General features: G+C 39.5%; 5 protein-coding genes and 2 pseudogenes. 2 read left to right on the forward strand and 5 right to left on the reverse strand.

The window, feature by feature from the left end; translation table 11 throughout:
- Positions 1 to 3: 3 nt before the first annotated feature.
- From JCM17102_RS15525 to lacZ, 4 genes and pseudogenes are all read right to left on the reverse strand, one after another.
- Positions 4 to 1395 carry a TolC family protein gene (locus JCM17102_RS15525; protein WP_025075833.1) on the reverse strand — a complete coding sequence of 464 codons (1392 nt, stop codon included), beginning with the start codon at positions 1393 to 1395 and terminating at the stop codon, positions 4 to 6.
- Positions 1396 to 1406: 11 nt separating this feature from the next.
- Positions 1407 to 4627, reverse strand: a pseudogene (locus tag JCM17102_RS27935) (efflux RND transporter permease subunit).
- A 16-nt stretch (positions 4628 to 4643) separates the two neighbouring features.
- A complete protein-coding gene (locus JCM17102_RS15535) occupies positions 4644 to 5810 on the reverse strand; it encodes an efflux RND transporter periplasmic adaptor subunit (protein WP_025075834.1) in 1167 nt (388 codons plus the stop codon).
- Between the two features lie 184 nt (positions 5811 to 5994).
- A complete protein-coding gene (lacZ, locus tag JCM17102_RS15540) occupies positions 5995 to 9102 on the reverse strand; it encodes a beta-galactosidase, LacZ type (protein WP_025075835.1) in 3108 nt (1035 codons plus the stop codon).
- A gap of 362 nt (positions 9103 to 9464) precedes the next feature.
- Between lacZ and JCM17102_RS15545 the strand changes: the two genes are divergently transcribed.
- Complete coding sequence (locus JCM17102_RS15545; RefSeq protein ID WP_025075836.1) at positions 9465 to 11369, forward strand: Ig-like domain-containing protein; 1905 nt, start codon at positions 9465 to 9467, stop codon at positions 11367 to 11369.
- Complete coding sequence (locus tag JCM17102_RS15550) at positions 11320 to 12192, forward strand: DUF3108 domain-containing protein (RefSeq protein ID WP_033886944.1); 873 nt, start codon at positions 11320 to 11322, stop codon at positions 12190 to 12192. Before JCM17102_RS15545 ends, JCM17102_RS15550 begins: the two co-directional genes overlap by 50 nt.
- 7 nt (positions 12193 to 12199) lie before the next feature.
- Here the strand turns inward: JCM17102_RS15550 and JCM17102_RS27940 are convergent.
- Positions 12200 to 12603, reverse strand: a pseudogene (locus JCM17102_RS27940) (hotdog fold thioesterase).
- Positions 12604 to 12795 lie beyond the last annotated feature (192 nt).

Consider the following 12795-nt stretch of genomic DNA (forward strand, 5'->3'; position numbering starts at 1 on the left):
AAGTTAATCTTCTCTTCCACCACCTAATGCCTGATAGAGGTTTACTACTGCTTGCATCTGGTCAAATGTATCGGAAACCTGAGAAATTTGTGCACTCAGGTAAGATTGTTGAGCCGACAGAACTTCCAGGTAAGTGGAGGTCCCTAAGTTAAACAATTCCTTGGTATCGTTAGCAGCTTTTTGTGCAGCTTCTACCTGTATTTTTCTGGATTCTGCCTTTTCACTGGTTGTTTGATATAAACTCAAAGCATTGCTGACTTCACTTCCGGCATTCAATAACGCTTGTTGGAAGGCTAATTTTGCTTCTGCTTCCTGTGCTTTGGCAATCTTCAGTTTGGCAATGTTAGAACCATTATAGAATAATGGTTGAGTTAAAGAACCGATAGCAGTTGCTAGAAATTTGCCCGGATTGATAATTGTTGAACCTGCACTATTGGTCCATCCTGCTGAACCACTCAATGTAATCTTAGGATAGAAATTGGAACGCGCCACATTGGTATTGTAGTAAGAAGCTGCTAAAGCCATTTCTGCAGCTTTGATATCAGGACGGTTTGAAAGCAACTGTAAAGGAACGCCTACTGAGAATTCGCTTGGCAACGATTGTGCATCTAATGTACTGCGTTTGATGCTTTGCGGAGCCTGACCAAGTAAAACTGATAAAGAGTTTTCTACTTCACGAATACTCTGTTCGATATCTGGCAATGAAGCCAGTACCTGAGCATAAGCAGCTCTGCTTTGTTCTACACCTGCACTGTTGATGTTATACATTGCACCCTCTTTCATCGCTTCCATCGCTTCTGTATTCCGTTTCAGAATTTCTGCTGTTTCACGACTGATCTCCAGCTGTTTGTCCAACATCATCAACGTATAATACATATTAGCAACATTGGCTATGATTTGAGTTTGAACAGCTTGGCGGTAAGCTTGCATTTGTTTAACATTAACTTCAGCACCTCTTTTTGTGTTCAATATTCCACCGAACAAACTTATTTCCCAACTGGCTGCCACCGGAAGAGAGTAGGTTTTTGAAGCAGCTTTATGATTGAAGCTACTGATAGTACCTTGCGGTGATAAAGCCAGTGAAGGAGCATAGGCCAATTTAGCTGCCAGTAAAGGAGCTTGCGCTTCTTTTACTTTTAAAATAGCGGATTGTAAATCTGTATTTTGTTTCAGTCCCAATTCAATGAGTGATTGAAGTTGTGGGTCGGTAAATACAGTCTTCCATGGCAGATTTCCGAAGTTTGTTGTATCCGAGACCACTGTATCATTTTCCGCTACTGGGTCGCGATACAGGCCGGAGGTATTAATATCTTCGGGTCTGTCGTATGACTTATAGATGTGGCAGCTGCTCAGCAGAGCAGTTGCACACAACATATATATAATCTGTTTCTTCATATCGAATTTCATTATTTAGCGTATTGTTCAATCTCTGTTTCAGCATCTGCATTGTCGATATCTTCCCATTCCATCGGTTTTACTTTTTCTTGCAGATATTGGAAGACAACGAATAAGGCTGGAACAATGAAAATCTGGCAAATCATACCGATTAACATACCACCGATGGAAGCTGTACCCAATGTACGGTTACCATGAGCACCTACACCAAATGCAAACATCAACGGAAGCAAACCTACGACCATAGCGAGTGATGTCATCAAAATAGGACGGAGACGAGCACCGGCACCCAAAACGGCTGCCCAAGTAATACTCATACCCATCTTACGACGGTCGAGGGCGAACTCTACAATTAGAATGGCGTTTTTCGCCAACAGACCCATCAACATGATTAAGGCAATCTGCATATAAATGTTGTTGGACATCGTTCCCAGAATCATCTTCAATGACGATATACTGCCGATAGCACTCATTCCATTAACGAATAAGAAACTACCCAGCAAACCGAATGGAATCGAAAGTAATACAGCCAACGGAAGGATGTAACTTTCGTATTGTGCACTTAACAATAGGTAAACGAATACGAAACAGAGAACAAAAATCAAACCTGTTGTACTGCCGCTACTCTGTGCCTCTTCACGTGCCATACCTCCTAATTCGTAAGTATATCCTGTCGGAAGATTCTGTTGCGCTACTTCAGAAAGTGCCTGCAAAGCCTGACCGGAAGTATAACCGGGAGCAGGAGCAACCATTACTTTCATTGAAGTGTACATATTGAAACGACTGATAATATCCGGTCCGTATACTTTCTTCACAGATATAAACTGACTGATCGGTGCCATTTCACCACTGTTGTTTCGAACCTTGATATTTTTCAGAGATTCCAAATTCTTACGTGATAATGGATCTGACTGGATCATTACACGATACATCTTACCGAAACGGTTGAAGTTGGATGCGTACAAACCTCCGTAATATCCCTGCATGGTAGTAAGGATGTCATTCGGGCTAATACCTGCCTTTTTACAAACTGCTGCATCGATATCGATCATATATTGTGGGAAGTTCGGGTTGAAAGAGGTCTTTGCCGAGTTGATTTCCGGACGTTTTTCCAATGCTGCCGTATAATCATTGACTACATCAAAGAATTTATTTAATTCACCACCGGTTTTATCTTGCATATTTACTTCAATATCTGTAGATGCCGAATAACCCGGGATCATCGGAGGTGCGAAGAACAATACTTGTGCCTCTTTAATAATCTTCTGCGCACGCATATATAAAGTGGCAACAATCAGGTCGGAGTTTTGTGTTACAGAACGTTCATCCCAGTCTTTTAATTTAATAATGAAAGAACCATAGGAAGGTCCCTGCCCCCCGATAAAGCTGAATCCTGAAATCAATGTACGTGATGCTACGGCAGGGTCGGAAGCGATCAAGCTATCAACACGTGCTAATATTTGTTCAGAACGGTCCTGTGAAGTTCCCGGAGGCAATGTTACTGCACCCATCAATGTACCGGTATCTTCATTAGGTACCATACCTGTCGGTGTAGTTCCCATAAAGAATATAAGCAATACGATAGAAATAGCAACCAATCCTAAAGATAACCATTTCTTCTGAATGAAGAACAGTACACGTTTCTTATATCGTTTCAAAATAGAATCGTATGCTGCATTGAACGAGGCATGAAAACGATCTACGAACGATTTTTTCTTGTTTTCATGTCCATCACCGGTATGTGGTTTCAGGAATATAGCACAAAGGGCAGGACTCAAAGTCAAAGCGTTCAATGCGGACAAACCAATAGCGATTGCCATGGTCAAACCGAACTGACGGTAGAACGTACCTGCTGTACCACCCATGAAACTTACGGGGACAAACACCGCCATCATAACTAATGTAATAGATACGATAGCACCTCCCAGTTCACGCATTGCATCGATAGAGGCTTGGCGGGCGGATGTGTAACCTTGGTCTAGCTTGGCATGCACACCTTCGACGACCACAATCGCATCATCGACACAATGGCAATGGCGAGAACTAGAGCACATAAGGTCAGCAGGTTCAAACTAAATCCGATCAATGACAGGATAAAGAAGGTACCGATCAAAGCTACCGGAATAGCAATAGTCGGGATTAATGTAGAACGTAAATCCTGCAAGAAGATATATACTACGATAAATACCAATATAAATGCTTCGATCAAAGTCTTTAATACTTCATGGATAGAAGCAAATAAGAAGTCGTTTGCATTCATGGATACGTTTAACTTCAATCCTGTAGGCAGAGTCTTAGACGCTTCATCCAAAAGCTTTTCTATATCGGTAATAGTCTGGGTTGCATTAGTACCTGCCATCTGGTAAACGATACAAGTAACAGCCTTATGTCCATTTACGCGGTTGGTAAAGTTATATCCCAGACGGTCTAGCTCTATTTTTGCAATATCTTTCAGGCGAAGAACTTCGCCACCCGGTTGTGACTTGATAACGATATTTTCAAACTCTTCCGGTTGTTGTAAACGTCCTTTGTAACGGATGGTGTATTGAAAAGTCTGATTACTACGTTCACCAAACTGACCGGGAGCTGCTTCGATATTCTGTTCTGCCAATGCAGCAGCTACATCGCTTGGAATTAGTTTATACTGGGCCATTACGTCCGGACGCAACCAAATACGCATGGAATAGTCTTGACCCATTACATTCGCATCACCTACACCTTGTACACGCTGAACCTGTGGAATCAAGTTGATCTTGGCATAGTTCTCGATAAATGAGTTGGAATAAGTGTCGCTTTCATCGTAAAGTGAAAATACGACTAACATAGAAGTCTGGCGTTTTTGAGTGGTTACACCGACTTTGGTAACTTCGGCTGGTAATAATCCCTGTGCCATAGCAACACGGTTTTGTACATTGACAGCCGCCATATCTGGATCCGTTCCTTGTTTGAAATATATAGAAATATCACCGGAACCTGTGTTAGATGCGTTGGAAGTCATGTACATCATATTTTCTACACCGTTGATCTGCTCTTCCAGCGGAGCGATTACGGAGTTTAATACGGTTGATGCACTTGCACCCGTATAAGTAGCTCTTACCGATACGGTAGGAGGAGCAATGTCCGGATACTGGGTGATAGGTAATGTTACCAATCCAATAGCACCCAAGATTACTATCAAAATAGAAATAACTGTTGATAGTACCGGACGGTTAATAAAATTATCTAATTTCATACGGTTATCTGAATTATTAATTGAAAGCAGTGGCTAAGTTGCCATCGTGTTGATCTTTCAAAGCTTGTTGATAGTTCGCTTCTTTTTGTGCCGGAGTGATAGGTTGTATTTTCATTCCGTCTTTCAGTGTTTGCACGCCTTCTATAACGATCTTGTCTCCGGAATTCAAACCGGAAGTAACTAAGTAATCTTTTCCGTTATCTAGATTGAAAATTGTGATTTCTGTGTATTTTACAGTGTTATCCGGTTGTAATATATAAACAAATTTCTTGTCTTGGATTTCAACTGTTGCTGATTGAGGAATGTTAATCGCATTTTCCATATTATAAGGAATGAGAATATTAGCACTACCACCACTATGTAGAATGTGATTGTCATTAGGGAACTTAGCACGCATAAGTACAGAACCGTTTTCAATGACTCCGGTTACTATTTCAATTTTACCTTCTGCATCATACATTGTTCCATCTATCAATTGTAGCTTTACAGCCGGCATTTTGTTGAGTTCTTCTTTAATGTCACCGCTTTTTGCCATGGCCAACAGTTCTTTCTCAGTCATGTTGAAATATACATTAACCTCTCCCAATTCAGATACTGTAGTCATTGGTGCTGCCATTGAAGGGCTTACTAGAGCTCCTAAACGATAAGGGATCTTGTTGATGATACCGTCTGTCGGACTTTTTACTTGAGTGAAAGATAAGTTTTGTCTGGCAGTAGTCAATTGCGCTTGTGCTTGTGCCAATTGTGCCTGTGCTTGCGCCAAAGAATTTTCTGCCATTGACAAATCATAGTTACTGATGATCTGTTTCTTGTTTAGTTCACGCTTATTATCAACAGTTATTTGTTGAGTATTTACAGCAGCTTCAGCTGTTTTAATAGCAGCTTCCGCAGTACGTACTGCAGCTGCATATTGAACGGGATCAATAATGAACAAAACTTGTCCTTTGCGAACAGTAGCTCCTTCGTCTACACATAATTTCGTGATAAATCCCGATACTTGCGGACGGATTTCTACATCTTGTTTTCCTTCGATTGTTGCAGGATGAGAAGATATTAAAGATGCAGTGCTCTTTTGTACTTCTTGTACTGCAAATTCAGGGACTTTTCCCGTATCGTTTCCCTTATTGCCACAACTAGACAATAGGGCTACGCAAAATGCAAATAAAACAATTCTACTTTTCATACTAAACTATTTATCTGTTTTTTTAATGATTATGCGTTTGTTGCCGGCGTGTTGTTCAATGAGTAAGATAGGTGATTTAAAGAAAACAGTCGGAAACTGATTGAGAAAAATCAGTTTCCGACTGCAAAAGTACTTTAAATTCGGTATTCTTGTACTCTGATATCGTGTTTTTTAACTATGTTTTTTACTTTAGTTGATGAAATACCGGGGTCATAATAAAACTAAACTCATAATCTTGATATGGAAGACGATATTTATCCAATGGTATTGCTCCCCAACTATTAACACATGCCAACCCTGTTTGTACCTTATCGATGCAGAAGTTTGTAAAGTTGGCTTTCTTTATTTCGGGTGAATGGCGTTGGTCTTTGTTACTGCCATCATCCAATGATTCAATGGTATAGTTTAATGCAGATGCAGAGAATGGAGCTTCAGCAACAAATTGTAAACCATTGCCACCGATATTCAGCATATTCCACCACCGGATATCTGTTTTTGTACCGGTTTCCTGTGGACGGATATAAGGATAAAATTGTTCGTCTACAGTTTGACGGTATTTACCAAGTCTTGCAGCATGGTTACGGTCAGAATAATTTTCTATCGGTCCTCTACCATAATACTCTATTTCATTAAAGGCAAGTGGCATACGCAGTTGCATACCAAAACGGAACATTTCAGAGACCTTCTGACTTTGGTCTGCAGTCATTTTCTGTGTCACTTTTACTGCTCCTTCATTATTAATAATATAGGTAAGGAATAACTTACCTCCCATTGGCTTCATGTCATATTCTGCACGAACAACCGCTTGGTCATTTTCGATAGCATGTTTCAATGATGTTAGTTTCAACTTCGGATTCTTCCAGATAGCATATTTATGTTGCAGGTTAGCCCCAAAATCATTATCTGTGGGAGCTCTCCAGAAGTTGGGAGTCAGGCTGCTACCTTGTGCCATTAATTGTATTCCCTTCACGTCATAGCGGCAAAGATAACCGTCATGTTTGTTGAATTCTAAAGAAAAGTCCTGACCGGTAACGATTAGGTAGTTTTGATCATTATCTCGAATACTTGGAACAGTGACTGCAATATTAGAAGTTTGTTTGTTTTCTAATTTTAGATCTGGTGCTTTGTAATCACAAATACTTAATTGGTCATAAGCGATAACCTCCCCAGCCGGAAGTAAAGTCTCAGCTTTTTTAAGTTTATAATTTACATTAAGAAGCAGTTCTTTGCAAGGTGATATTTTTTCTGTGTTGAATGCCAATTGTATCTTGGCCGTTTGCTGAGGTGCCACTTCTAAATCGTTTACAATACCGGTTTGAACTATTTCTCCATTTGCTAATAAGCTCCATTCCATATAACAGTCAGACAAGTCGCGGAAGAAATTCTCATTATAAACGTTGATTTCACCTTTTGCAAGATCAGCCGGAGTTGTCCAGATGTTCTGATAGAAATACCCCACTTCATAAGCATGTGGGTTTGGTACACGATCAGGACTGATCAAACCATTGTCGCAGAAGTTATTGTCAGAAGCGTCGTATTTGTTGAAATCACCTCCATAACCATAAATATCTACGCCATCTTTGTTTTTCCAATGACAGGATTGATCAACGAAGTCCCAGATGAATCCACCCTGATATTTTGGATATTTGCGAATAATATCCCAGTATTCTTTGAATCCGCCTTCAGAATTACCCATAGCGTGTGCATATTCACATTGAATCAGTGGTTTCTGTATGTCTCCCTCAGAATATTTGATGCAATTATTATAGTCTAAATACATCGGGCAATAAATATCTGTAAACTCACTGGTACCAGCTTGCTCATATTGTACGGCACGAGTCTTGTCTTCATTCTTTATCCATGTATAACATGCTTCGAAATTTGGTCCCATACCTGCCTCATTACCTAATGACCAGAAAATGATAGAAGGATGGTTGTATCCACGTTGAATGTTGCGTTGGTTACGTTCCATGTGTGCTTTTGCATAAGCAGGATTCTTTGCAAGTGTCTTGTCTCCGTATCCCATTCCATGAGACTCGATGTTGGCTTCGGCTACTACATATAATCCATATTGGTCGCAAAGGTCATACCAACGGTTGTCGTCCGGATAATGGCAAGTACGTACAGCGTTGATATTGAGTTTTTTCATTACTTGGATATCTTGTAGCATACGTTCAAGAGACACAACATAACCACCGTCCGGATCCATCTCATGACGGTCGGCTCCTTTAAAGAGTACCGGCTGACCATTAATAAGAATTTGTCCGTCTTTCAATTCAATTTTGCGGAAACCAATTTTTATAGGAATGACTTCAGTCACTTTATTCCCATCTTTTAAGGTGGCAGTCAAAGTGTAAAGATTCGGAGTTTCAGCAGTCCATTTCGCCGGGTTTGAAATGGAAAGGGTAGTATTAAGTTTACCGGAACCCTTCAGATTGGCTGTCGCTACACTATTTCCCTGTACATCTGATAAGTTAATGGCTACTGTTCCGCTACCTTTTAAGTCAATAGCTACGTCTAAAGTACCATCTTTATACTGGCTATCCAGGTCAGGAGTTAAACGGATGTCTTGAATATGTTTTTTATCACGTGCATACAAGTAACAATCACGTCCTACACCGGAATAACGGAAAAAGTCCTGATCTTCCAAATAGCTACCATCACACCAGCGGAATACTTGAAACGCTATCAAGTTCTTACCGGGCTTGAGATATTTGGTAAGGTTGAATTCTGCTTCCAGTTTACTATCCTCACTATAACCTACGTAACGTCCATTTACCCAAAGATACATATTGGAAGTTACAGAACCAAAATGAGCAAGTATTTCTTTCCCTTTCCAATCCTCTGGAAGGATGATTTCTTTACGGTAAGATCCTACATGGTTATTGGTGGTAGGAACTTCGGGAGGATTATTTTTAAATTGACTTCTCCAGGCATATCCGACGTTTACATAAATCGGATCACCATATCCGTTTAGTTCCCAAACACCAGGTACTTTCAGCTCATCCCAGCCTTTATCATTGAAATTTGTCTGATAAAAATCTGTAGGGCGTGCTTCTGCGTCTTTTACCCAATTGAATTTCCAAAGACCGTTGAGTGTCATAAAATTCTTTGAGTTTTCTTTGATGCCAGCTTGTGCTTCATCGGCTGATGCGTAGGCAAAGTAATTAGTATGCATGGGAGAGCGGTTCACGGCATTTATTTCCGGATCTTTCCACTCATTGAAGTTTTGTGCTTGAATAGCTGTCAATCCAAGTGCAGCCAAAAAGCAGGAAAGCAGTTGTTTCTTCATGGGTTTTTGTATTAGGTTTGAATTTACGGGGTCAAAGATAGGCAATTATTGAAAAGTAAAAGACAAATAATTATTCAATTAAGGTCACAATTAAATAAATTAGTTGAAAAATAGAATAAACAGCCCATCTGAAATAGTTTATAATAGATTTTAAGTAATGAGAGAAGAAACATACTTTCTCTCTGTTTTGTTATCTATCAAAGTATATTTAATCCAAACAGATATTGAATACACTTTGAATAGCTTATAGAATAAGGAATAGTGCTTCCGTTATAGCTAGCTAGTTCCTAAAGAATTTGTGATTTTTAATAAATTAGCTAGAAAGTTAGTGTTTATTGATGAAGAAACTTTATTTTTGCAACATGTTACAATTTGAGAATCAAAAGATAAAGCATATAGTTCGCAGAGTTTTACCAGTGTCAACATTGGTAGCTGTGATATATTCCTGTGCAAGCATCGGACAACCGATGGGTGGAGAGAAAGATAAGACTCCTCCTCGTTTTGTGGGTAGTACACCGGTAGCAGGTGCTACAAACGTTAAAAAGAATAAGATATCTCTTGTTTTTGATGAATTCATCAAGATAGAGAAAGCAACAGAAAAAGTGGTTGTTTCACCTCCTCAGATACAACAACCTGAGATTAAGGCTACCGGAAAGAAAATACAGGTGAACCTGCTTGACTCTTTGAAAGAGAATACTACTTATACAATCGATTTTTCTGATGCTATTGTGGATAATAATGAGGGTAATCCGCTGGGTAACTTTGCATTTACTTTCTCCACGGGTGCACAGATTGATACAATGGAAGTAGCCGGAACGTTGCTTGATGCTTCTAACCTCGAGCCTATTAAAGGAATGTTAGTCGGATTACATTCCAATCTCAATGATTCAGCTTTCACTAAACTACCTTTTGACCGCGTGGCACGTACTGACAGTCGCGGGCATTTCTCAATTCGTGGAATTGCTCCTGGTAAATATCGTATCTATGGATTGATGGATGCCGACCAGAACTTTACTTTTAATCAGAAGAGCGAAATGATTGCTTTTAATGATTCTTTGGTTATACCTACGATGGAAGAGCGTGTGCGTATGGATACAGCATGGGTGGATTCATTGACTTATGACACAATCATTGAAAAGAAATATACTCATTATTTGCCGGATAATCTCATACTTCGTGCTTTTAAGGAACTCAATAACTCTCAGTACTTGATAAAATCGGAGCGTCTTGTGCCGCAGAAATTTACTCTTTATTTTGCAAATAAGGCGGATACTTTACCTGTGTTGAAAGGATTAAATTTCGATGAAAAGGAGGCTTTTGTTATAGAAAAGACTCATCGTAATGATACCATTCATTATTGGGTGAAAGATTCTGTTTTGTATAAACAGGATACGCTTGCTCTTAGCCTGACTTATCTTTATACGGATACATTGAATCAGTTAGTTCCTCGTACAGATACGTTGAGACTTGTGTCGAAACAGAAACTAGTGAAAGAAGAACCTGAAAAGAAGAAAAAGAAGAAAAAGAAAGACGATGAGGAAGAAGTAGAACCGACAAAGTTCTTATCTGTAAAAGTGGATGCTCCTTCATCAATGGACGTATATGGTTCTATTTCTTTGGTTTTTGAGGAGCCAATTGCCTATTTTGACAGTGCAGCTATTCACCTTCGACAGAAAGTAGATACTCTTTGGAAAGACGTGCCTTTTGAATTTGAACATGATTCGATTGATATAAAGAAATTTAATCTGTACCATGATTGGGAACCGACGATTGAATATGAATTTGCAGTAGATTCTACAGCATTTCATGGGATATATGGCTTGTTTACTGATAAAATAAAACAAGGGTTTAAGGTACGTAGTGAAGATGAATATGCCAGCATTGTATTCAATATAACGGGGGCGGATTCTTCGGCTTTTGTCGAACTATTAGATGCGCAAGATAAAGTGGTACGTCGGCGGAGAGTTGTCAATGGAATTGCTGACTTCTATTACTTAAATCCGGGGAAATACTCTGCTCGTTTGATTAATGACAGGAATGGAAACGGTGAGTGGGATACAGGAAATTTTGAAAAGGGATTGCAACCAGAGGAGGTCTATTATTATAATATGATTCTGGAACCAAAAGCAAATTGGGATCTGACCAAGCAATCGTGGGATATTCATTCTACTCCTCTTGATAAACAAAAACTCGACGAACTTAAAAAACAAAAACCAGATGAAGATAAAAGAAAAAATAATAATAGTGATGAACGGCGCCGCCGATAATTTGCGACGCGCATTCACCATCGGATTTATTCTGTTATTGTTAGGAAGTATAGGGCTTCCTGTTAATGCTCAGTGTGAAGCGAAGAATGATGCATTCCAGTCAGGAGAACATGTCATGTATGACTTGTATTTTAATTGGAAATTTGTTTGGGTAAAGGCCGGAATTGCCAGCTTAACAACCAATGCAACTACGTATCATTCCAAACCTGCATTTCGTATTAACCTGTTAGCCTTAGGCAGTAAACGTGCGGACTTCTTTTTTAAGATGCGTGACACATTGACTTGTGTAATGGGAGAGAAGCTGGAGCCCCGTTATTTCCGTAAAGGGGCTGAAGAAGGTAAACGTTACACCGTCGATGAGGCTTGGTTTTCTTATAAAGACGGACTTTGTTTTGCAAATCAGAAACGCTCTTTCCCGCGTACAGGTGAAGTTTATGAAGACGAGACTAGTGATAGCCGTTGTATTTATGATATGCTGACTATTTTGGCTCAGGCTCGTTCCTATGATCCTGCTGATTATAAAGTCGGTGATAAGATTAAATTTCCGATGGCTACAGGACGTAAGGTGGAGGAACAAACACTTATCTATCGTGGAAAAGAAAATGTGAAAGCAGAGAATGGTATTACATATCGTTGTCTGATCTTTTCATTGGTGGAATATGATAAGAAAGGTAAAGAGAAGGAGGTGATTACTTTCTTTGTATCAGATGATAAGAACCACCTTCCTGTTCGTTTAGACTTGTTTTTGAATTTTGGATCAGCAAAAGCATTCTTGAATGATGTTACCGGTAATCGTTATCCGATGACTTCAATCGTTAAATAAGCCGGACTCAGACTTCGAAGGGAACCTTTTGATCTTTTCGGAATACGCTTGATTCAAAAGTTGCAATCAGCTCTCCATGTTGATTAGTGACATCTACTTGATAGCAACCTGTACTTCGACCGATATAACGTTCGCGTGCTTCGGCATAAAGGGTATCACCCGGACCGCTGGCACGCAGGAATGTTATGTTCGACGAGAGGGAGAAAGCAAGTGTTCCGTGTGAATTGGCTGCAGCTGCAAGTGCAGATCTGCCAGAGTAAAAATGGCCCCTCCTTGTGTACGTGCACCTGCGTTGAGGTGTTCTGCTTTTATTTCCATTTTTGTTTTACTATATCCTTCGCGGACTTCAAGCAATACTACGCCCGCATTTTTTGCGAATAAATCATTCATGAAAAATTCTTGTGGTGTCATGATTAATTTAATAATTTGATGTGTTGATTTTGAGCTATGGATATTTAAATTATCCAATAAATATTGTTTTTGACGAATAGCAAAGATAACCTAACTTACAATAAATACCTAATAAAATGACGCAAATAAAAGAAATAATATGTATATTCGGCAGATTATTTGCTACTATGGCTTTGTTTTTCGGTCAAAACT

The sequence above is a fragment of the Bacteroides faecichinchillae JCM 17102 genome (assembly GCF_000614145.1).
In the GTDB taxonomy this organism is placed as follows: Bacteria; Bacteroidota; Bacteroidia; order Bacteroidales; family Bacteroidaceae; genus Bacteroides; species Bacteroides faecichinchillae.

Bases quoted from the DNA above. Each gene is read 5' to 3' on its own strand.
- JCM17102_RS15545 (WP_025075836.1), top strand. From the start codon at position 9,465: ATGTTACAATTTGAGAATCAAAAGATAAAGCATATAGTTCGCAGAGTT.
- lacZ (WP_025075835.1), bottom strand. From the start codon at position 9,102: ATGAAGAAACAACTGCTTTCCTGCTTTTTGGCTGCACTTGGATTGACA.
- JCM17102_RS15550 (WP_033886944.1), top strand. From the start codon at position 11,320: ATGAAGATAAAAGAAAAAATAATAATAGTGATGAACGGCGCCGCCGAT.
- JCM17102_RS15535 (WP_025075834.1), bottom strand. From the start codon at position 5,810: ATGAAAAGTAGAATTGTTTTATTTGCATTTTGCGTAGCCCTATTGTCT.
- JCM17102_RS15525 (WP_025075833.1), bottom strand. From the start codon at position 1,395: ATGAAGAAACAGATTATATATATGTTGTGTGCAACTGCTCTGCTGAGC.